Consider the following 21,928-nt stretch of genomic DNA (forward strand, 5'->3'; position numbering starts at 1 on the left):
GGCCCCTTGGCACTCTGGAAGGCAGAGTGCCAGAACCGTACTTGCCAGTGTACGGCCCGGCTCCGACGGCAGGAACGGGCCGCCCCGGTGATCCTCGTCGGATCCGGGGTACGAAGTCGGTGCCCCGGGGCGCCCGGGGTGGCAGCATCGAAGGCGAGCGATGTAACGAAGGAGCAGAGATGTCGGCTTCATCCCAGCACTCCCGCTTCGCACCCGATCGTGGCCTGACCGGGCGGATGGTCATCACCATGTTCCTCATCGGCCTGCTGTACGTGGGCTTCACGGGAGTGCTGATCGTCCTGCTGCGCGGGGCGTGGCCGCTGATCGTGCTGATCTCCGGCGGGCTCTTCGTGGCCCAGTTCTGGTTCAGCGACAAGATCACCGAGCGGGCGATGGGAGCCCGGCCGGTGAGCCCCGAGCAGTACCCGCAGCTGCACGGCACCATCGACCGGCTCTGTGCCATGGCGGACATGCCCAAACCCAGGGTGGCGGTCGCCGACAACGACATGCCCAACGCCTTCGCCACCGGCCGCAACCCGCAGAACGCGGTGGTCTGCGTGACCACCGGCCTGCTGCGCCGACTGGAACCGGAGGAACTGGAGGGCGTTCTCGCCCACGAGCTCTCGCACGTCGCGCACCGGGACGTCGCGGTGATGACGATCGCCGGTTTCCTCGGCGTACTGGCCGGGATGATGACCCGGATCGCGCTGTACGGCGGCTTCCTCGGCGGCGGCAACCGGAACAACAACGACAGCAACGCGGCCATCGCCATGCTGGTCATCCCGCTCGTCAGCATGCTGGTGTACGCGATCAGCTTCCTGCTCACCCGGCTGCTCTCGCGCTACCGCGAGCTGGCCGCCGACCGGGCCGCCGCCCAGCTCACCGGCAGGCCGAGCGCGCTGGCCTCGGCGCTCACCAAGGTGACCGGCCAGATCGCGGCCATCCCCAGCAAGGACCTGCGCCAGGCGCAGCCGTACAACGCCTTCTACTTCGCGCCCGCGCTGAGCGCCCGGGAGACCGCGAGCCAGCTGATGTCCACCCACCCGACGCTGGAGCAGCGGCTCGCCCAACTCGCCACGATCTCCGCCCAGCTCGGCCGCTGATCGCCACCTCGCACAAGGGGACCACCGTGGGATTCCTGGACGCCCTCTTCGGCCGCACCAAGCCGGTCAAGCCCGATCTCGACCAACTGTTCGCCGTGCCCTCGGCGGCCCTCACCCTGGAGGCCGCGACCTCCTTCCGGCCGACCGGCCTCGGCTCGGTCTGCTTCGCCGCCGTGGAGGGCGGTGTGTTCGGCGAGGTGCAGCGCCAGGTCCGGGCGCTGCTGGACGCCGACACCGAGCGCGGCGGCGCCCCGGTCGAGGCCAGCCGGGACTCCTACGGCTACTCCTGGCTGCTCGCCCGGCACTCCCCCGGGCAACTGCCCGAGCTGGTCAACGACCTGCACGCGGTCAACAGCGAGCTGGAGGCGAACGGCTTCGGCCCCCAGCTGCTCTGCTCGATCGTGGCCTTCCAGGACGACGCGGGCCGGCCGTTGGGCCTGGTCTACCTCTACAAACGCGGCACCTTCTACCCCTTCGCCCCGCTCCCCGGCGAGAAGCGCGACAACCCGCTGGAGATCCAGGTGAAGGCGCTGCTCACCGACGACCTGCGGATCGAGCCCGACCTCTCCCGCTGGTTCCCGGTCTGGGGCGCACCCGGCCTCTGAGCGGCTACCAGGTGAACGCGGCCTCCGCGTGGGCGAGGTAGTACTGGATGTCCTGGTAGCTGAGCCAGGCCTCCCACATCTTGCGGGAGGCCCCGTCGCCCCAGGGGTTGCCGAGGCAGATCCGGCCGCCGGGGACGTCCACGTCCTTGACGAAGTACGCGTGGCTGGTGGCGAGCCGGCCGCCCATCAGGGTCTCCCGGTCGCTCCCGTGACCCTTGGTGCCGACGGTGACCGCCTGGCCCCGCGACTTGCGGTCGGCCATCTCGTGGATCAGCCAGGGCGAGCTGATGTCGAGCTCCTGCACCGGCTGGGCGGTCAGGAACGCCAGTGCCCGCGCGGCGTAGCCGCCGTTGGCGATCTCCTCGTACCCCCGGTGCCACTGGGCGACGGCCTTCTCGTAGTAGCCGGGCCAGGTCTCGGCGTAGCGCGGGTCGTCGCTGTGCCCCTTGGCCCCGTACAGCGTGTTGCCGACCATCGGCAGGTCGGCGACCACCGTCACGTCGTACGGCCGGCCGTTCTCGTAGAGCGTGAAGGTGACCGAGCCGTTGGCCTCCTGGCGCAGATGGCGCGGGGCGTAGGTCGGATTGGCCTGCAGCACGGCCTGCATGGCGGTGAGCATCCAGCAGGTGCCGAACCGGCCCTGGTCCATGTCCTGCCAGCTCATCGGCTCGGTGGAGGCCGAGACGCGCTGCCAGCTCTCGGTGAAGTACGCCCCGTCGATCTGGGCGAAGGGCCCGGCGGGCAGCACCCAGCCCGGCGTCCCGCCCCGCCTCTCGTCCTCCGGCAGCACCTTGTACGTCGGCTGGGTGCAGGGCATGGAGTCCCCGATCAACATGGTCGCGTACGGACTGACCGCGCGCAGCAGCCAGTTGAAGACCTCCTGCTGTCGGTAGAAGTCGTACGCCTCCTCCCCGCCCGCGTCGGTGACGTGCATCAGCTCGTCCCAGCGCAGCAGCCCCTGCGGGCCGAACCGCCGGATGACCAGGTCGAGTTCACTGGGCGGGAGCGGCACCAGCAGGTTGCCGACCTGGTCCAGCAGCGAGCGGGCCGGGTAGCGGTCGGTGTCGGCGAAGAGCGCGTCCCAGGCCTGGCGGCCGACCGCCTCGACCCGGGCCGGGTCCGGCGGCGGGCCCGGCGGCTGCCAGGGGCGCTCCACCACGGGGTGGCCGTCGGGTCGGTAGTCCAGCCGTTCGATGCCGACCTCGTCGGCGATCCCCTTGGCGATGTTCACCGCCGCCATGACCCCACGGCCGAACGGGATGAAGTCGGCCACATTGTTGGCCGCCTGCTGCCAGTTGTTGCGGTGGTAGGCCACGCACCCTCCCCCGGTCGGTTTTCCGCCGCTGCCCAGCCGATGAGCGGCTAAGAGGATACGAGGCTTTCCCGACACCACCGCCGGTGCCCCCGGTCACACGCCCGCCTGCTGAGTCCGCACCAGGTTTCATATAGTCGGCCGCATGCGCAGCAGGCAGTACGGACCCGACCTGACCCCGCCGTGGAAGCGGCCTCAGCCCGCGCCGGAGGTGGCCGCCGAGCGTGACCTGGTGGTGGAGGAGGTGAGCACGGGGTTCTGCGGGGCCGTCGTGCGGTGCGAGAAGACCGCCGAGGGCCTGACCGTCACCCTGGAGGACCGCTTCGGCAAGCACCGGGTCTTCCCGCTGACGCCCCGTGGCTTCCTGCTGGAGGGGAAGGTGGTGACGCTGGTCCGCCCGGCCGGGACGGCTCCCGCCCGGCAGCACAACGGGGCGGGGCCGGGCCGTACCGCCTCCGGTTCGATCGCGGTGCCCGGCGTGCGGGCCCGGGTGGCCCGGGAGTCGCGCATCTACGTGGAGGGACGGCACGACGCGGAGCTGGTCGAACGGGTCTGGGGCGACGACCTGCGGATCGAGGGCGTGGTCGTGGAGTACCTGGAGGGGATCGACGACCTCCCCGCGATCGTCGCCGAGTTCGCGCCCGACCCGGGACGGCGGCTCGGTGTCCTGGTAGACCACCTGCTGCCCGGCACCAAGGAGCACCGGATCGCCGCCCGGGTCACCGGCGAGTCCGTGCTGGTCGTCGGCCACCCCTACATCGACATCTGGCAGGCCGTGAAGCCGGGGAGCGTCGGCATCCCGGCCTGGCCCGCCGTCCCGCGCGGCGAGGTTTGGAAGGAGGGCGTCTGCCGCCGCCTCGGCTGGCCGGTCGACACGCCGGCCGCCTGGAAGCGCATCCTGGCCTCGGTCCGCAGCTACAAGGACCTGGAGCCCGAATTGTTGGGCAGGGTCGAAGAACTGATCGACTTCGTGACGGCCGGTCAGCCGTAGGACCAGGGGGCGTCCCGGCACGTCCGCCGGGACTCAGTCCACCAGATCGCGCACCACCGCGTCGGCCAGCAGCCGCCCCTGGAGGGTGAGCACGGCCCGCCCGTCCTCGAACGCGGCCTGGTCCAGCAGGCCGTCCGCCAGCGCACGTTCGGCCGCCCGGCGCCCGGCGGCGGCGAGCAGCGAGAGCGGGCACCCCTCCCGCAGCCGCAGTTCCAGCAGGATCCGCTCGACCCGCCGGTCCTCGTCCGGCAGTACCTCCCGCCCCTGCGCAGGGGTCCGCCGCTCCGCGAGCGACTGGGCGTACGCGGCGGGGTGCTTGCGGTTCCACCAGCGGACGCCGCCGACGTGGCTGTGCGCACCGGGGCCCGCGCCCCACCAGTCGGCGCCGGTCCAGTAGAGCTCGTTGTGGCGGCACCGCCCGGCCTCGGTGGTGGCCCAGTTGGAGACCTCGTACCAGGAGTACCCGGCGGCGCTGAGCGCCTCCTCGGCGATCAGGTAGCGGTCGGCGTGCACGTCGTCGTCCACCATGGGCAGCTCGCCGCGCTTGATCCGGGCGGCCAGCTTGGTGCCCTCCTCGACGATCAGCGAGTACGCGGACACGTGGTCGGGCCCGGCGCCGATCGCGGCGTCCAGCGAGGCCCGCCAGTCGTCGTCGGACTCACCGGGAGTGCCGTAGATCAGGTCGAGGTTGACGTGCTCGAAGCCCTCGGCCCGCGCCTCGGCCACGCACGCCTCGGGCCGGCCCGGGGTGTGGTGCCGGTCCAGCAGGGAGAGCACGTGCGGACGGGCGCTCTGCATTCCGAAGGAGATCCGGTTGTAGCCGCCCTCGCGCAGCTCGCACAGGTACGCCGGGCCCACCGACTCCGGATTGGCCTCCGTGGTCACTTCGGCGTCGGCAGCCAACCCGAACTCGTCCCGGATCGCCGCCAGCATCCGCACCAGGTCCCGCGCGGGCAGCAGGGTCGGCGTGCCGCCGCCCAGGAACACCGTCCGCACCGGCAGGTCGGCGGAGCCCAGCACTCGCCGGGCGAGCCTGATCTCCGCGATCAGGTTGTCGGCGTACGTCTCCTGCGAGGCGACCGCTCCCGAGGAGCGCAGTTCGGTGGCGGTGTAGGTGTTGAAGTCGCAGTAGCCGCAGCGGGTGGCGCAGTACGGCACGTGCACGTAGAAACCGAACGGCCGCGTGCCCAGCCCGGCCAGGGCGTGGTCGGGCAGGGAACCATCGGACGGCACCGGTTCGCCGTCGGGAAGTGCGGAGGGCATGCACCCATTGTCCCGTACGGCCCGAGTGATCCGCTCGGGCCGTACGGCCGTCACGCCTCGTTGGCGCCCGCGTACATCTCGGCGACCGCGTCCGCGTAGGTCCGCTCGACCACCGGGCGCTTGATCTTGAGGCTCGGGGTCAGCTCGCCGTGCTCGACGTCCAGGTCCCGCGGGAGCAGCGAGAACTTCTTGATCGTCTGCCAGCGCTGGAGCTCGGCGTTGACCTTGCGGACGTAGCCGTCCACCAGCTCCCTGACCTCGGGGGTGGCGACCACCTCGGCGTAGCTGCGGCCGCCGAGGCCGCGCTCGCTCGCCCAGGGCATGATCACGCCCTCGTCCAGGGCGATCAGCGCGGTGCAGTAGTTGCGGCCGTTGCCGATCACCAGGATGTTGCTGACGAACGGGCAGACCGCCTTGAACTTGCCCTCGACCTCGGTGGGTGCGACGTACTTGCCGCCGGAGGTCTTGAAGACGTCCTTCTTGCGGTCGGTGATCCGCAGGTAGCCGTCCTCGGAGAGTTCGCCGATGTCCCCGGTGTGGAACCAGCCGTCCGGCTCCAGCACCTCCTCGGTCTGCTCGGGCAGGTCGTGGTAGCCGCGCATGACGCCGGGGCCGCGCAGCAGGATCTCGCCGTCCTCGGCGATCCGGACCTCGGTGCCGGGCAGCGGCAGGCCGACGGTGCCGATCCGGTAGTCCTCGGCGGGGTTGACGGTGGAGCCCGCGCTGGTCTCGCTCAGGCCGTAGCCCTCCAGGATCGGCACGCCCGCGCCCTTGAAGAAGTACCCGATCTCGGGGGCCAGTGCGGAGGCGCCGGAGACCGAGCCGCGCAGCCGCCCGCCGAAGGCGGCCCGGATCTTGGCGTAGACCAGCTTGTCGGCGAGGGCGTGCTGGAGGCTCAGCGCGAAGGGCGCGCCGTCCCGGCCGGTGGCGATGCGGTTGGCCTGGGTGGTCCTGGCGTAGTCACGGGCGACCTTGGCCGCCCACATGAAGATCTTGTACTTGGCGCCGCCCTCCGCCCGGGCCTTCCCGGCGATGCCGTTGTAGACCTTCTCGAAGATGCGCGGCGCGGAGGCCATCAGGGTCGGCCGGATCACCGGGAGGTTGTGGATGATCCGGTCCACCCGGCCGTCCACGGCCATCACGTGGCCGGTGGCGATCTGGCCGGAGATCAGGGTCTTGCCGAAGACGTGCGACAGCGGCAGCCACATGAACTGCACGTCGTCGGAGCGCAGCAGCCCGCTCTGCTGCTGGGCCACGCCCTCGTACGCCCAGCAGTCGTGCACCAGGCGCACGCCCTTGGGGCGGCCGGTGGTACCGGAGGTGTAGATCAGGGTGGCGAGCTGCTCCTTGTCGAGCGCGTCGACCGCCGCTTTGATCGCGTCCGGGTGCTCGGCGAGGTACTCGGCGCCGCGCTGCTCCAGCTCGGCGAGGGTCAGCACCTCCAGGTCCGCGGCCTCGGGGGGCTCGGCGGTGCCGTCGAAGAGGATCACGGTCCGCAGCTCGGGCAGCTGGTCACGCTGGGCGACGGCCTTGGCGAGCTGGGCGGCGTTCTCGGCGAACAGCACCTGGCTGGCGGAGTTGGCCAGGATGAAGGCGGTCTCCTCGGCGTTGGTGCTGGGGTAGACCGTGGTGGTCGCGGCACCCGCGCACATGTTGCCGAGATCGGCGATGATCCACTCAACCCTGGTGGAGGAGGCGATCGCGACCCGGTCCTCGGGCTCGACGCCGATCGCCATCAGGCCCGCCGCCACCGCCTTGACCCGCTCGGCGGTCTGCGCCCAGGTCAGCGAGCGCCACTGCTCCGCGCCAGGAGCACCGTCCGCCGCGTGCTCGTCCACGGGCGCCGGGAACCGGTACGCCTCGGCGTCGGGCGTGGCGGCGACCCGGTCCAGGAAGAGGTGGGCCACCGAGGGCGGTCGCCGCTCGATCATGGTGTGCGCGGTACTCAACGATGACCTCCGGGGGCGGGTGGTCGGGGGGCGAGGGGAGGGCGGTGGCTGTGGGGGCAGGCCGACCGGCCCACCTTATTAACTTGCTAGTAACAAGAGGGTCATACGCAGCCTAGGGCCAACCGCTCCGTTGCGTAAGAGGGTTCTGCAGGCTGGCACGTCGACGGACCTGCGGTGCAGCCGTCCCGGACCGGTGCCGACCGCCCACACGAAATCCGCCCGATCCCGAATGGTCAAACTGCCGCAACCATCTGTGGAAGAGCTGAAAATAGGGTGCGACCCACGAATCCGACCACGAGAGTGTCCAGGTGCTGATCAAACTCCTGCGTGCCCATCTGGGCCGCTATTCCAAACCGATCTCACTGCTGGTCCTGCTCCAGCTGATCGCAACCATCGCCGCGCTCTACCTGCCGACACTCAACGCCGACATCATCGACAGCGGGGTGGTGAAGGGCGACACCGATTACATCCTGCGGACCGGTGGTGTGATGATAGCCATCACCCTGGCCCAGGCGGTCTGCTCGATCGGTGCCGTGTACTTCGGGGCGCGCACCGCGATGGCGGTGGGACGGGACATCCGGGCCGCCGTCTTCGACCGGGTGCAGAGCTTCTCCGCCCGGGAGATGGGCCACTTCGGCGCCCCCTCACTGATCACCCGGACCACCAACGACGTCCAGCAGGTCCAGATGCTGGTCCTGATGGGCTTCACGCTCATGGTGGCCGCACCGATCATGTGCTTCGGCGGCATCATCATGGCGCTCAACCAGGACGTGCCGCTCTCCGGCCTGCTGCTGGTCGCGGTCCCCACCCTGGGCATCGTGGTCTCCCTGCTGGTGCGCCGGATGCGCCCCCAGTTCCGCACCATGCAGACCCGGATCGACGGGGTCAACCGGATCCTGCGCGAGCAGATCACCGGCATCCGGGTCATCCGGGCCTTCGTCAAGGACGGCCACGAGCAGGATCGGTTCGCCGGAGCCAACACCGAGCTGACCGAGGTCTCGCTGCGCACCGGCCGGCTGATGGCCTTCATGTTCCCCAGCGTGATGCTGGTCGTGAACGTCTCCAGCGTCGCGGTGATGTGGTTCGGCGGCCACCGCATCGACAGCGGCGCGATGCAGGTCGGCGCGCTGACCGCCTTCCTCTCCTACCTGATGCAGATCCTGATGAGCGTGATGATGGCCACCTTCATGTTCATGATGGTGCCCCGCGCCGAGGTCTGCGCCGAGCGGATCGAGGAGGTCATGGACAGCGAGACCAGCGTGGTGCCGCCCACCGCCCCGGTCACCGAGCTGGCGCGCCAGGGCCACCTCGAACTGCGCGCCGTCGACTTCCGCTACCCCGGCGCCGAGGCCTCGGTGCTGCGCGGCATCGACCTCGTGGCCCGGCCCGGCGAGACCACCGCCGTGATCGGCTCCACCGGCAGCGGCAAGTCCACCCTGCTCGGCCTGATCCCCCGGCTCTTCGACGCGACCGACGGCCGGGTGCTGGTGGACGGTGTCGACGTGCGCGAGCTCTCCCCCGAACTGCTCGCCGAGACCGTCGGCCTGGTCCCGCAGAAGCCGTACCTGTTCTCCGGCACGATCGCCAGCAACCTCCGCTACGGCCGCCCCGACGCCACCGACGAGGAGCTCTGGCAGGCGCTGGAGATCGCGCAGGCCAAGGACTTCGTCGAGAAGCTGCCGGAGGGCCTGGACGCCCCGATCGCCCAGGGCGGCGGCAACGTCTCCGGCGGCCAGCGCCAGCGCCTGGCCATCGCCCGTGCCCTGGTCCGCCGCCCGCGGATCTACCTCTTCGACGACTCCTTCTCCGCCCTCGACTACGCGACCGACGCCAAGCTGCGCAGGGCGCTCTCCAAGGAGACCGCGGGCGCGGCCGTGGTGATCGTCGCGCAGCGGGTCAGCACCATCCGGGACGCCGACCGCATCATCGTGCTCGACGAGGGGGCCGTGGTCGGCAGCGGCACCCACCAGGAACTGATGGCCGACAACCCGACGTACCGGGAGATCGTGCTCTCCCAGCTCACCGAGCAGGAGGCGGCGTGACCAGCCCGACCACATCCCGGCAGGACGGCCGCAACTCCAGCTCCCAGGATGCGGCCGCCCGGCGTGGACCGGCCGGACCCGGCCGGTTCATGGGCGCCCAGGGCCAGGAGAAGTCGCTGGACTTCAAGGGCTCCAGCAAGCGGGTACTCAACCTGCTGCGCCCCGAGCGGACCACCGTGGGCGCCGTCCTCACCCTCGGCGTGCTCAGCGTCGGCTGCGCCGTGGTCGGGCCCAAGGTGCTCGGCCACGCCACCGACCTGATCTTCGCCGGGGTGATCGGCCGCGGACTCCCGGCCGGCCTGACCCGCGACGAGGTGATCGAGGGTCTGCACCACCAAGGCAAGGGCGGCATCGCCGACATGCTCGCCGGGGTGGACTTCACTCCCGGTCAGGGCATGGACTTCAACGCCATCGGCATCGTGCTGCTCTGGGTACTGGCGATCTACCTGGCCTCCGCGTGCTTCGGCATCGTCCAGGGCAGACTCGCCGCCCGCGCCATCAACAACACGGTCTTCCGGCTGCGCGAGTCCGTCGAGGCGAAGATCGCCCGGCTGCCGCTGAGCTACTTCGACAAGCAGCCGCGCGGCGAGCTGCTCAGCCGGGTCACCAACGACATCGACAACATCGGCCAGTCCATGCAGCAGACCATGGGCCAGGTGGTGAACTCGCTGCTCAGCATCGTCGGCGTACTGGCGATGATGTTCTGGATCTCGCCGCTGCTCGCCCTGGTCGCACTGGTCTCGGTGCCGCTCTCGGTCATAGTCGCCGCGAAGGTCGGCAAGAAGGCGCAGCCGCAGTTCATCGCCCAGTGGAAGACCACCGGCACGCTGAACGCGCACATCGAGGAGATGTACACCGGCCACACGCTGGTCAAGGTCTTCGGCCGTCAACAGGAGGCCGCCGAGACCTTCCAGCGGGAGAACGAGGCGCTCTACGCCTCCAGCTTCAAGGCCCAGTTCATCTCCGGCATCATCCAGCCCTCGATGATGCTGATCGGCAACCTCAACTACGTGGCGGTCGCGGTGGTCGGCGGTCTGCGGGTGGCCAGCGGCGCGCTGACCATCGGCGACGTGCAGGCCTTCATCCAGTACTCCCGGCAGTTCAGCCAGCCGCTCACCCAGGTCGCCTCGATGGCCAACCTGGTGCAGTCCGGGGTCGCCTCGGCGGAGCGGGTCTTCGAGCTGCTGGACGCCCCCGAGCAGACCCCCGAGCCCGCGATGCCGGAGCGTCCCGCCGAGCTGCGCGGCCGGGTCTCCTTCGAGGACGTCTCGTTCCGGTACGACCCGGAGAAGCCGCTGATCGGGGGCCTCTCACTCAAGGTCGAACCCGGCCACACGGTGGCCATCGTCGGACCGACGGGCGCCGGCAAGACCACCATGGTCAACCTGCTGATGCGGTTCTACGAGGTCAGCGGCGGCCGGATCACCCTGGACGGGGTGGACATCGCCGCGATGTCCCGCGAGGAGCTGCGTTCGGGCATCGGCATGGTGCTCCAGGACACCTGGCTGTTCGGCGGCACCATCGCGGAGAACATCGCGTACGGCTCCACCGGCGCCACCCGCGAGCAGGTGATCGAGGCCGCCAAGGCGGCCCACGTGGACCGCTTCGTGCGCACCCTGCCCGATGGCTACGACACCGTCATCGACGACGAGGGCACCGGTGTCAGCGCCGGTGAGAAGCAGCTGATCACCATCGCCCGGGCCTTCCTCGCCCAGCCCAGCATCCTGGTGCTGGACGAGGCCACCAGCTCGGTGGACACCCGGACCGAGGTGCTGATCCAGCGGGCCATGGCCCGGCTGCGCAGCGGGCGGACCAGCTTCGTGATCGCCCACCGTCTCTCCACCATCCGGGACGCCGACGTGATCCTGGTGATGGAGAACGGTTCGATCGTGGAGCAGGGCTCCCACGACGAGCTGATCGCCGCCGAGGGAGCCTACGCACGGCTCTACCAGGCCCAGTTCGCTCAGGCGGTCGCCGAGGTGGACTGACGCCCCCGCGTGGCGTCCGGTGAGGTGAGGGGGAGCTGCGGCTCCCCCTCACTGCGCTTCCGGGTGCTCTTCGGGCCCAGTTCCGCGCCCTGCTCCGTGCGCCGGTCCAGGCCCTGCTCCGTACGGTGTTTCGGGCCTCGCCGCTGACCGAGCAGGGTGCTGCCGAACGCGATGGCCATCCCGAGCAGTTGGATCGCCGTCCACCTCACCGACACCGGCATCGACGTGGTCGACCGCGCCGTCGCCGCCGGCCTCGCCGTCCAGCAGGAGGCCCTCCGCAGCCTCTCCCCGCCCAGACTGCCGCCCTCAACGGCCTCCTCCGCAACCTCATGACCACCGCCGGCCCCTGAAGTGCCCGGGAGCCAGGCCCAGTTACGACTCGCTCCGGACCCGCGCACGCAACCCCGAACCCTCGTCAGCGGGTTGCCGGGCGGGCTCGTCATGCCCCCTGCGCCGCAGGCCTGTTCCGGCGCGGGGAGCTCCGTACCCGACGACCCGCCCGACGGAAGGCGCCCGCGGCACGCTACGGTGTCCGGGTGAGTGACGAAGGCCCAGCGGCCGCTCCGGACGCGTTCGAGGCCAACCGCCGCTATCTGGGCTCGGTCGCCTACCGGTTGCTCGGCTCGATCACGGACGCCGAGGACATCCTCCAGGAGGCCTGGCTGCGCTGGCAGGCGGTGGACCGGCCCCGGGTCGCCGACCCGCGCGCGTACCTGACCACCGTCGTCACCCGGCTCTGCTACGACCAGTTGGGCTCGGCCCGGGCGCGCCGCGAGGCGTACTACGGTGAGTGGCTGCCCGAGCCCGTGATCACCGACGACCGCACCCCCGACCGGCTCGCCGAGCTCGGCGAGGAGGTCTCCTTCGCCCTGCTCGCCGTGATGGAGCAGCTCACCCCCGCCGAACGCGCCGCCTTCGTCCTGCACGACGTGTTTGCGATCGGCTTCGACGAGATCGCGGCCTCCCTGGACCGCACACCCGACGCCACCCGCCAGTTGGCCTCCCGGGCCCGCCGCCGGATCAAGGCCGGCCAGGGCCGCGCGGGCCGCGGCCGGGTCGACGCCGCCGAACACCGGCAGGCGGTACACGCCTTCGCCGCAGCGACCGCCGGCGGCGACATCCAGGCGCTGCTCGCGGTTCTCGACCCCGACGTGGTCTGGCACTCCGACGGCGGCGGCATCGTCCGGGCGGGCGTCCAGCCGATCGTCGGCGCCGACCGGGTCTCCCGCCTGGTCGCCGGGGTGGTCGCCAAGTGGTTCACCCCCGAGGTGTCCTTCACCTTCGCCCAGGTCAACGGCGAGCTGGGCCTGGTCATGTACTCCTCTCCCGGCACGGTCGGCTGTGTGGTCGCCTTCACCGTGGCCGGCGGCCGGATCACCGAGGCGTACGTCGTGGTCAACCCGGAGAAGCTGACCCGGCTGCAGCCCGCCGACTGAGGCCCGCCGGTCACTGCCCGCCGACACCGGGCGGATCGGCCGACCCGCCGTGACGCGGGTCACCGTTACGCTCCGGCGGGCCGTGCCACCCCCCTCCCGAACGCGCGCCGAGCGCACGACCGAGGAGGACGACATGACCGGGAAGCACATCGTCGTGGTGGGCGCGGGCTACGCCGGGCTGGCCGCCGCCACCCGCGCGGATCGTGGCGGCCGGCCGGGCCGGAGACTGGTTCTCTCCCCGCGCGGGCGGGCCCATGTGCTGGAAGTGCTGGCGCGGCTCGGCGTGCGGATCGACGAGAACGCCGAGGTCACCACCGCCGCTCCGGACAGATTGCGGACCGCCGGCGGGGGGATCCCCGCCGACGTCCGGCCCGACGACTCGATGCACCGGACCGTCCTGACCGGCGTACTCGGTCGACTGACCAAGGCGTACATCGTCAGGTACGTGGTGTCGGACCTGCGTTGACGGAGAACGCCGAAGGGGCCCGGTTCCCCGGGCCCCTTCGGCGTCGGTGCTACTTCTTCTCCTTCGGGGCGTCCGCGTCGGTCGACAGCGCGGCGATGAAGGCCTCCTGCGGGACCTCCACCCGGCCGACCATCTTCATCCGCTTCTTGCCTTCCTTCTGCTTCTCCAGCAGCTTCCGCTTACGGGAGATGTCACCGCCGTAGCACTTGGCGAGGACGTCCTTGCGGATCGCGCGGACCGTCTCACGGGCGATGACCCGCGAGCCGATGGCGGCCTGGATCGGCACCTCGAACTGCTGGCGGGGGATCAGCTTCTGCAGCTTCCCGGCCATCATCACGCCGTAGCTGTACGCCTTGTCCTTGTGCACGATCGCGGAGAAGGCGTCCACCGCGTCACCGTGCAGCAGGATGTCGACCTTGACCAGGTTGGCGCTCTGCTCGCCGATGGGCTCGTAGTCGAGCGAGGCGTAACCACGGGTCTTGGACTTCAGCTGGTCGAAGAAGTCGAACACGATCTCGGCGAGCGGCAGGGTGTAGCGCAGCTCGACCCGGTCCTCGGAGAGGTAGTCCATGCCCTGGAGGGAACCGCGGCGGGACTGGCAGAGCTCCATGATCGCGCCGACGAACTCGTTCGGCGCCAGGATGGTGCCGCGCACGACCGGCTCGAAGACCTCGGCGATCTTGCCGGTGGGGAACTCGCTCGGGTTGGTGACGGTGTGCTCGCTGCCGTCCTCCATGACCACCCGGTAGATCACGTTGGGCGCGGTGGAGATCAGGTCGAGGTTGAACTCGCGCTCCAGGCGCTCCCGGATGATCTCCAGGTGCAGCAGGCCGAGGAAGCCGCAGCGGTAGCCGAAGCCGAGCGCGACCGAGGTCTCCGGCTCGTAGACCAGCGCGGCGTCGTTCAGGCGCAGCTTGTCCAGCGCGTCGCGCAGCAGCGGGTAGTCGGAGCCGTCCAGCGGGTAGAGGCCGGAGAACACCATCGGACGCGGGTCCTTGTAGCCGCCCAGCGGCTCGGTGGCGCCCTTGTGCTGCGACGTGATGGTGTCACCGACCTTGGACTGCCGGACGTCCTTCACGCCGGTGATGATGTAGCCGACCTCGCCGACGCCGAGGCCCTCGGCGACCTTGGGCTCGGGCGAGATGACGCCGATCTCCAGCAGCTCGTGGGTGGCGCCGGTGGACATCATCGCGATCCGCTCGCGCTTGTTCAGCTGGCCGTCGACGACACGGACGTAGGTGACCACGCCGCGGTAGGAGTCGTAGACCGAGTCGAAGATCATCGCGCGCGCCGGGGCGTCCGCGACGCCGACCGGGGCCGGGATCTTGTCCACGATGTGGTCGAGCAGGTCCTCGACACCCAGACCGGTCTTGGCGCTGACCTTGAGCACGTCCGACGGGTCGCAGCCGATGATGTGGGCGATCTCGTCGGCGTACTTCTCCGGCTGGGCGGCCGGCAGGTCGATCTTGTTGAGCACCGGGATGATCGTGAGGTCGTTCTCCAGCGCCAGGTAGAGGTTGGCGAGGGTCTGCGCCTCGATGCCCTGGGCCGCGTCGACGACCAGGATGGTCCCCTCGCAGGCGGCGAGCGAACGGGACACCTCGTACGTGAAGTCCACGTGGCCCGGGGTGTCGATCATGTTGAGGATGTGCGTCCGGCCGGCGTTCTCACCGGTCCGGGGCGCCCACGGGAGGCGGACCGCCTGCGACTTGATGGTGATGCCGCGCTCGCGCTCGATGTCCATCCGGTCGAGGTACTGGGCACGCATCTGGCGCGGGTCCACCACACCGGTGATCTGCAGCATCCGGTCGGCGAGCGTGGACTTGCCGTGGTCGATGTGGGCGATGATGCAGAAGTTGCGGATCACCGCCGGGTCGGTGCGGCTGGGCTCTGGCACATTGCTGGGGGTCGCGGGCACCTTGGTCCGATTCTCCGTTGGTCCGGGGGCCGGGGTGTCCGGGTCATCGCTGACCGGCTTCCCGGGGACCGGACGGTCTCGTCCGATCGAAATGGTTCCATCCATCTTCCCACGACGGCGGACCTGTGCGCGGTTCAGCTCTCGCCCAATCGCTTTCCCTGCCCACCGGCCCGTGAGAAGGCCGGCGGCCAGGGCCCGTGGCAAGCACCCCACTCGATGTCCCACCCGGCTTCGAAGAGGCGCTCGCCGTGGCGTTCGTCCAGGCCAGACCACTGGTCGCGACCCAGCGGGGCTACTTCTCGCCCCAGCTGCGACGGGCGCCCGGGCAAGACGCCCGCCTCCACGGGGGCGGCTCGCGCCGCCTCCTCCGGGTGGCTCGGCGGACGCCGGCCGACCGCACGACGGCTCCGGAACCCGCCGGTGCGCCACCGGGCCACCCCGGGTGGCGGGCACTGCCGCAGCGGAGCCACCACGAATCGCCCTCCGAGGCCGACGAGGTCGAGCGGTACGACGAGCAGTGCGGGAAGCCGCTGCTCACCGCTCCCGTCCACGGATCGTCACCCGGACGAAGTGGCCGGTTTGGGCCGTTCCAGGGGCCCCTGGTAGCCTGGGGCGCTGCACCTGGCCTCGGCATGCCCTCTCAGCGGGTCGAGGAGCACCGGGTGTGCACCCGTAGACCGACATCACAGACTGAGGCTCCTTCGTGGCGAACATCAAGTCCCAGATCAAGCGCAACAAGACCAACGAGAAGGCGCGCCTGCGCAACAAGGCCGTCAAGTCCTCGCTGAAGACCGCTCTGCGCAAGGCCCGCGAGGCCGCTGCCGCCGGCGAGACCGAGAAGGCCGTCGAGCTGGCTCGCGCCGCCTCCAAGGCCCTCGACAAGGCCGCCAGCAAGGGCATCATCCACAAGAACCAGGCCGCCAACAAGAAGTCGGCGATCACCAAGCGCGTCAACGCCGCTGCCTGATTCACCCCGGGCCTCGCCCGGACCGGTCGGCGTGAACTCCGCGGCCCTCTACCCGCCTCCCGCCCGACCACCCTCCTCGGGTCGCGACCGGCCCTCTACCCGGCGCACCGAGGCGCATGACTCCGTACCGCACGCGGCCTGCGTTCGCCACGCGGGTGCGGTACACAACAGAACCGACAGGCGTCACGGCCCAGCCCCTTTCCCGGGCGGCCGCGGCGCCTGTCGGCGTTCCGGAGCACCCTGGTGACTCTGCGCAATCAGTCGACTACCGATATCGTGCGGTGGACTGACCACGCAGCACACCCTCTGGGGGGCGCATCAGATGTCATCGCCGACCGACGCCGGGCCCGGGTACGGCTACGGATACCCCGGACCGGCGGCCGCCTACGGACCGCCCTCTCCACCGCACTTCCCGCCGCCGGCCGCGGCCCTGCCGGCGCCCGTCGGGTGGAGGTCACGCCGGGGGTTGTGGTGGGGCGTGGCGGGCGCACTGGTCGCCTCGGCGGTGTGGGCGGCGGCGGTGATCACCGTTCCGGCCCTGGTCACCGTCGGCGCTCCGCTGAGCCCGGGCGGCTACCGGGTGGTGAACGACCTCTGCGGCGCCGCACGACTGAGTCGCTTCACCCAGCTCTACCCCGCCCAGTCCGGCGCCCCGTACCACTACTCGACCCGGCACTCGGCGCTCGACGACATGTACTGCAGCCAGTACCGGAAGAGAGCTGACGGCGACAGCGAGTACTCCTCCCTCTACCTGGAGGCGCAGCTGCACAAGGCGGTCGACCCGCGCCCGGAGTTCGCGGCCCAGCGAGCCGGCCTGGGGCGGCGCCGGTACCGGATCACCCCGGTCCACGGCCTCGGCCAGGAGGCGTACGTCGGCTACCTGGACGATCCCAGCAGCACGGACCGCTCCTGGCACTACCTCACCCAGGTGCTGTACGTACGCGACGGCGCCCTGACGTACTACCTGAGCTGGTCGGGGTCGTACCAGGTGGGCAAGAGCAGCCCGCCGGACCAGGAGGCCCTCCGGCAGGCGCTGGTGATGGACAGCCGGGACGTGCTCACGGCCATCGGCGGAGCCATCGGAGTCTGACGGCATCGCCGGGTTGCCGGTCCAGGCGCCGGCTGCCTGCTGCCTGCTGCCTGCTGCCTGCTGCAGGGTGGGTGGGGAACCGGCCGGTACGAGGAACCGGTCAGTACGGGCAGCCGGTCAGTACGGGCAGCCGGTCAGTACGGGCAGCCGGTCAGTACGGGCAGTCGGTCAGTACAGGCAGTCGGTCAGTACGGGCGCGCGCCCGAGCGGGCGGCGCGGGCCACGGCGACCACGGCTCGCTCCAGCGCGTACGCGGGGTCGTCCGAGCCGCCCTTGACCGCGGCGTCCGCCTTGGCGATCGCCGTCAGCGCGGCGGCCACCGAGTCCCCCGTCCAGCCACGCATCTGCTGGCGGACCCGCTCGACCTTCCACGGCGGCATGCCCAACTCGCGGGCCAGATCTGCCGGGCGCATGTTCCGGCCGGTCGTCGCCAGCCGGCCGATGCTGCGGACACCCGAGGCGAGGGCGTAGGTGATCCCGGTGGGGGGCTGGCCGACCGCCAGTGCCCAGCGCAGCCGCTCCAGTGCCTCCGCCGCCCGCCCGGTGACCGCGAGATCGGCCACCTCGAAGCCCGTCGCCTCGGCCCGGCCGCTGTAGTAACGGGCCACCACCGTCTCGTCGATGGTGCCCTCGACGTCAGCGGTGAGCTGGCTGCACGCGGCGGCCAGTTCGCGCAGATCGCTGCCGAGCGAGTCCAGCAGGGCCTGGCACGCCTCCGGCGTCGCGGAACGGCCCAGCGTACGGAACTCGTTGCGGATGAAGGCCAGCTTGTCACCGGACTTGGTCAGCTTGGCGCACTGCACCTCGCGCCCGCCCGCCTTGCGGCCTGCGTCCAGCAGGCCCTTGCCCTTCGCGCCACCGGCGTGCACCAGCACCATGATCACCTCGTCGGCGGGCGCTTCGAGGTAGGCCTTGACCTCCTTCACCGACTCGGCGGCGAGATCCTGCGCGGCGCGGATCACGATGACCTTCCGCTCGGCGAAGAGCGACGGCGTGGTCAACTCGGCCAGCCCGCCGGGCTGGAGGGTGCCGGGAGCCATATCGCGCACATCGGTGTCCGGATCGGCCGCCTTCGCAGCGGCCACCACCTGGGCCACCGCACGGTCGAGCAGCAGCTCCTCCTGTCCGACCGCGAGGGTCAGCGGGGCGAGCAGGTCGTCGGGTGCACTCTTCCTGGCCATCGCCTACCAGCATCGCACGCTGCGCCGACAACAACGGCCGGACCCGCTCTCCCCAGTGGACGGCAGGATCTGCACAATGGTGCGGTGACAACGAACTTCACTCGTCAACTCCTCGTTCTTCCCGACCGTGACGCCGCCGAAGAGGTGGCCGAGGAGCTCTCCGCGCGCTGGCCCGACCTGGGCGAACTCGAAGTCGTCCGCGACTCGCTGGCCGGCGAGGACGATGCCGAGGACGCCCAGTGGCTGGTCGTCGTGGACCCGCCGGAGGAGACCGGCTGGACCCCTGAGCTGCTGGCCGCACTGGACACCCTCGCCACCGACCAGGACGGCTGGCGCGAGGAAGGCTGACACCGAGGGAGCGCGAAGCGGGACCTGCTGGAGGCCGGACTCGCCAACGCGCCGCGGAGCTGGCCGCGTTGTGGGTCCGAGTGCACCGTGACCGAATCCGACGGGCGCTGTGCCGGGGTGGAGAGCCTCCGGCACGGCGCCACCACCTGGCACTGAGAGCCCGCTGAAGGCGAGGGTCCGGTACGGCGATTGCCCGATGTGAGCGAGGGCCTCCGTCTACAGCGATGGCCCGGTGCGGCGGGAATCCGGCTCGGCGACAACCGGGTGCGGCAGGACCCCTCCCCCTGCGACGCCGACGAGCGGCGGAGCTCGGGCGAGCGGCTCCGGATGGCGGGGATGCGTGGCGACGCTGAGCGCGGACGGGGTACCCAGGATCGCGATATCGCCGACCTGGTCGGTGCGCATCACCGTTGCCCCGAGGGCGCGCAGCCGTGAGACGGTCTGGGCCGCCGGGTGCCCGTAGGGGTTGTCGCTCCCGCAGGAGATGAGAGCCAGGTGGGGGTGCAGGGCCGCGGTGAAGTCCCAGTCCTGGTTGCCCGAACCATGGTGCGCCACCTTGAGGACGTCGACCCGGGGCGGCGTCAGCCGGGCGTGCAGAGCGGCCTGCGCCGGCGGTTCCAGATCGCCCAGCAGGGCGATCCGGAGCGAGCCCGAGGACGGCCCGACCGCTGCCAGCAGGGCGACACTGGCATTGTTCGCGCCCGGAGTGGCGGGCCCGAGCGTACTGTCCGGCCACAGTACGTCCCAGGAGAGTTCGGGCCCGGCGAAACGGTGTTCACCGCGCTGGGCGCGCACGACCGGAACTCCGGCCGCGGCCGCCCAGGCGACCACCCGCGCGTACTCCCCCGCCGGCGTGTCCAGCGTGGTGACTTGGAGCGCCCCGACCCGGCGACCGTGCAGGACCCCCGGCAGTCCCTCCGCGTGGTCGGCGTGGAAGTGACTCAGGATCAGCAGCGGCACCTTGGTGATGCCCAGGTCGCGCAGACAGGTGTCGGCGGCGTGCGGATCGGGTCCGGTGTCCACCACGATCGCGCTGTCGGGAGCCTCGCCACCGGCCGAGCGGATGGGCAGCACGGTCATGTCCCCTTGGCCGATGTCGCACATGACGAGCTGCCAGCCCTTCGGCGGCCAGCCGGTGGCGATCCTGGTGAGCGTGGGCGGCCGCAGCAGGACGGCCAGCATGATCACGCCCAGGACCACCGTCAGGACGGCTCTGCCCCAGCGGGTGGCGAACGGGTTCCGACGGGTGTCCACCGACGGGGAAACGGCGCCGCCCCGACGGACCGCGGAGGCGGCGGACGACGCCGTCGGCCGCGCTGGGATCAGGAACGGACGGGCTGCCCAGACCAGGGCGACCGTTGTCAGGGCGAGCAGGATGACACCGAACGGTCCACCGGGCCAGGCTAGTTGGGCCCCAGGGAGCGCAGCGCCGGTCCGCGCGACGCCGGCCAGCCAGGCGACGGGCAAGGCCGCCAGATCGGCCAGGAATCGCGCGGCGGGGTGGGAGAGCGGATCGGCCGCCAACGCGGCGAACCCGAGCAGGGTTGTCGGTGCGACGGCGGGCTCGGCCAGCAGATTGCACGGGACCGCGACCAGGCTGACCCGGGGTGCCAGCAGGATCGTGACCGGCGCGCAGAGCGCCTGTGCGGCGGCCGTGGCCGCGACGGCGCTGGCCAGGTGGTGCGGCCAGCGCCGTTCGACCAGTGCTGCCATCCAGCGCGGGCCGAGGGTGAGCAGACCGGTGGTGGCCAGCACCGACAGGACGAACCCGTACGAGCGGGCGAGGTGGGGATCGAGGAGGATCAACCCGAGGACGGCGGCAGTCAGTGCCGGAAGCGCCTGGCGTGGCCGCCCGGTGCCCAGGGCCAGCATCCCGACCAGACCAGTGGCGGCAGCCCGGAGCACGCTCGGCTCCGGTCGGCAGACCGTGACGAACGCCAGCGTGAGCCCGGCACCGAGCACGGCGGTGACGCGCAGGGGCAGGCCCAGGCGCCCGGCCAGCCCGCCGCGACCGGATGTGCCCGCGTGGCCGGGAGCTCCGACCAGGACGGTCAGCACGATCATCAGGTTCGCGCCGCTGACGGCGGTGAGGTGGCTGAGGTCCGTGACGTGGAACGCCTCGTTCAGGTCGTCGGGAAGACGGGAGGTGTCGCCGACCACCAGTCCGGGCAGCAACCCCCGGACATCGGCGGGCAGGTGCTCGCAGGCGGCACGGAGGCCGGCCCGCAACCGGCCGGCCAGCCGCTGCGGCAGGCTCGGCGGGGTGAGCAGTTCGGGCTGGCCGCGTGCCAACAGGACGGCGGCGGTCTGCGTGCCCTCACGGGCGGGAAGCACCCGTACGTCCGCCCGCAGCCGGGTGGAGGGGAGCAGATCGTGCCAGGCGTCGGTGTCCTGGGCGCGGACCATGACGGTCACGGGAGTTCGGGTCCGGACTGTGCGGGGAGTGCCAGCCGCTGTCCTGGCCGAGTTCCCAGCCGACGCCCCGGGCGGTGTCGCGATCGGTGTCCCGGGCTTTGTTGCGGGGGACGCCGCGTGCGGTGTCGCGATCGACATCCCGGGCGCAGCTGTGGTCGGCCCTCGGCTCGGACGGGCAGCTGAGGACTCGGGCGGAGGACCGGCTCCGGAAGCGTCCGCGTTCGCGGGCTGCGGAAGGGTGACGCTGTCGACGACGGCGGCCACGGTGAGCAGGGACCGCCCCGGACTGGTGCCGCGTGCGTGCGAGGTGTGGGCCTCAGGGTCTCCGGCGATGGTGAGGCTGACGGTCAGTTCCGGTGCCGGCCCCGCCTTCGGGGTGCCGGAACCACCGGACGGATCGGCCGGGTCGGCGAGGTCGGGGTTGCCGACGGAGGCGGAGACCTGCGAGCGGGCGAGGGCGGGCAGCGGACCTCGATGGAGATCGGCGGTGTGCAGCAGGGTGGTGACCGTCGCAGCGGTCGCGGTGAGGATGGTTGCGGCCAGGAGGAGGGACATGCGCCGGTGCCGCTCTACGGGCCGCACGAGGAGCAGCAGCGCGACGGTCACCGCGAGCACGGCCAAGGGCGGGCACCACGATCGGTGCTCCGGCGCCAGACCGAGAACGGTGAAGGCGGCCAACCAGGCGGAGAGCGCCGGGAGGATGAGACGGAGGTCGGCGGGTTCGCGGTTTGCGGGCGATCGGTACAGGGCCGCGGCCTCGGACAGGGCGATCACGGTGCACCTCCGTCGGACGGTCGGCGGTCGGTGTGCGGGCGGTGTGGGAGCCGGTCTGCGGGCGGCGGCCGCGGGCGAAA

The 21,928-nt window shown here is 71.2% G+C and carries 17 protein-coding genes; 11 read left to right on the forward strand and 6 right to left on the reverse strand.

Annotated elements, in window-relative coordinates; translation table 11 throughout:
- The first annotated feature begins 179 nt into the window (after window positions 1–179).
- Window positions 180–1,103: a zinc metalloprotease HtpX gene (gene htpX / locus ACZ5ON_RS22945; protein WP_465595687.1), complete on the forward strand. Its 924-nt coding sequence runs from the start codon at window positions 180–182 to the stop codon at window positions 1,101–1,103.
- Between the two features lie 26 nt (window positions 1,104–1,129).
- Window positions 1,130–1,708: a PspA-associated protein PspAB gene (pspAB, locus tag ACZ5ON_RS22950; protein WP_465595690.1), complete on the forward strand. Its 579-nt coding sequence runs from the start codon at window positions 1,130–1,132 to the stop codon at window positions 1,706–1,708.
- A gap of 4 nt (window positions 1,709–1,712) precedes the next feature.
- Here pspAB and ACZ5ON_RS22955 read toward each other — a convergent pair whose 3' ends face one another.
- The gene (locus ACZ5ON_RS22955) at window positions 1,713–3,023 is read right to left on the reverse strand and encodes a C2 family cysteine protease (RefSeq protein ID WP_465595693.1); all 1,311 of its coding nucleotides are present in this window, start codon (window positions 3,021–3,023) and stop codon (window positions 1,713–1,715) included.
- A gap of 142 nt (window positions 3,024–3,165) precedes the next feature.
- Between ACZ5ON_RS22955 and ACZ5ON_RS22960 the strand changes: the two genes are divergently transcribed.
- Window positions 3,166–4,011 (forward strand): DUF3097 domain-containing protein, encoded by an 846-nt coding sequence (locus tag ACZ5ON_RS22960; RefSeq protein WP_465595696.1) that lies wholly within the window; start codon window positions 3,166–3,168, stop codon window positions 4,009–4,011.
- A gap of 33 nt (window positions 4,012–4,044) precedes the next feature.
- On the opposite strand, the gene hemW is transcribed toward ACZ5ON_RS22960, so the two are convergent.
- Together hemW and ACZ5ON_RS22970 are read right to left on the reverse strand one after the other, a co-directional pair.
- The gene (hemW, locus tag ACZ5ON_RS22965) at window positions 4,045–5,274 is read right to left on the reverse strand and encodes a radical SAM family heme chaperone HemW (protein ID WP_465595699.1); all 1,230 of its coding nucleotides are present in this window, start codon (window positions 5,272–5,274) and stop codon (window positions 4,045–4,047) included.
- A gap of 50 nt (window positions 5,275–5,324) precedes the next feature.
- The gene (locus tag ACZ5ON_RS22970) at window positions 5,325–7,223 is read right to left on the reverse strand and encodes an AMP-dependent synthetase/ligase (RefSeq protein WP_465595702.1); all 1,899 of its coding nucleotides are present in this window, start codon (window positions 7,221–7,223) and stop codon (window positions 5,325–5,327) included.
- Window positions 7,224–7,531: 308 nt separating this feature from the next.
- Between ACZ5ON_RS22970 and ACZ5ON_RS22975 the strand changes: the two genes are divergently transcribed.
- From ACZ5ON_RS22975 to ACZ5ON_RS22995, 5 genes are all read left to right on the forward strand, one after another.
- Window positions 7,532–9,265, forward strand: coding sequence for an ABC transporter ATP-binding protein (locus ACZ5ON_RS22975; RefSeq protein WP_465595705.1), 1,734 nt, complete (start codon window positions 7,532–7,534; stop codon window positions 9,263–9,265).
- Window positions 9,266–9,354: 89 nt separating this feature from the next.
- On the forward strand, window positions 9,355–11,253 hold the full coding sequence (locus ACZ5ON_RS22980; RefSeq protein WP_465595929.1) for an ABC transporter ATP-binding protein: 1,899 nt from the start codon (window positions 9,355–9,357) through the stop codon (window positions 11,251–11,253).
- A gap of 171 nt (window positions 11,254–11,424) precedes the next feature.
- On the forward strand, window positions 11,425–11,586 hold the full coding sequence (locus ACZ5ON_RS22985) for a hypothetical protein (RefSeq protein ID WP_465595708.1): 162 nt from the start codon (window positions 11,425–11,427) through the stop codon (window positions 11,584–11,586).
- A gap of 203 nt (window positions 11,587–11,789) precedes the next feature.
- Window positions 11,790–12,689 (forward strand): RNA polymerase sigma factor SigJ, encoded by a 900-nt coding sequence (gene sigJ / locus ACZ5ON_RS22990; RefSeq protein WP_465595710.1) that lies wholly within the window; start codon window positions 11,790–11,792, stop codon window positions 12,687–12,689.
- A 133-nt stretch (window positions 12,690–12,822) separates the two neighbouring features.
- A complete protein-coding gene (locus ACZ5ON_RS22995) occupies window positions 12,823–13,155 on the forward strand; it encodes a hypothetical protein (RefSeq protein ID WP_465595712.1) in 333 nt (110 codons plus the stop codon).
- A gap of 49 nt (window positions 13,156–13,204) precedes the next feature.
- Here the strand turns inward: ACZ5ON_RS22995 and lepA are convergent, their stop codons facing one another.
- Window positions 13,205–15,073: a translation elongation factor 4 gene (gene lepA, locus ACZ5ON_RS23000; protein ID WP_465595714.1), complete on the reverse strand. Its 1,869-nt coding sequence runs from the start codon at window positions 15,071–15,073 to the stop codon at window positions 13,205–13,207.
- 703 nt (window positions 15,074–15,776) lie between these two features.
- On the opposite strand from lepA, the gene rpsT reads away from it, so the two are divergent.
- Entirely contained in the window at window positions 15,777–16,040 is a 264-nt protein-coding gene (gene rpsT, locus ACZ5ON_RS23005; protein ID WP_465595717.1) for a 30S ribosomal protein S20, read from the forward strand.
- A gap of 322 nt (window positions 16,041–16,362) precedes the next feature.
- Window positions 16,363–17,130: a hypothetical protein gene (locus ACZ5ON_RS23010; RefSeq protein WP_465595719.1), complete on the forward strand. Its 768-nt coding sequence runs from the start codon at window positions 16,363–16,365 to the stop codon at window positions 17,128–17,130.
- Between the two features lie 185 nt (window positions 17,131–17,315).
- Here ACZ5ON_RS23010 and holA read toward each other — a convergent pair whose 3' ends face one another.
- Entirely contained in the window at window positions 17,316–18,311 is a 996-nt protein-coding gene (gene holA / locus ACZ5ON_RS23015) for a DNA polymerase III subunit delta (RefSeq protein ID WP_465595722.1), read from the reverse strand.
- A gap of 84 nt (window positions 18,312–18,395) precedes the next feature.
- Here holA and ACZ5ON_RS23020 point away from each other — a divergent pair, with 84 nt between their 5' ends.
- On the forward strand, window positions 18,396–18,659 hold the full coding sequence (locus ACZ5ON_RS23020) for a hypothetical protein (RefSeq protein WP_465595725.1): 264 nt from the start codon (window positions 18,396–18,398) through the stop codon (window positions 18,657–18,659).
- A gap of 216 nt (window positions 18,660–18,875) precedes the next feature.
- On the opposite strand, the gene ACZ5ON_RS23025 is transcribed toward ACZ5ON_RS23020, so the two are convergent.
- The gene (locus ACZ5ON_RS23025; protein WP_465595728.1) at window positions 18,876–21,848 is read right to left on the reverse strand and encodes a ComEC/Rec2 family competence protein; all 2,973 of its coding nucleotides are present in this window, start codon (window positions 21,846–21,848) and stop codon (window positions 18,876–18,878) included.
- Window positions 21,849–21,928 lie beyond the last annotated feature (80 nt).

The sequence above is a fragment of the Kitasatospora sp. NPDC032150 genome (assembly GCF_055579945.1).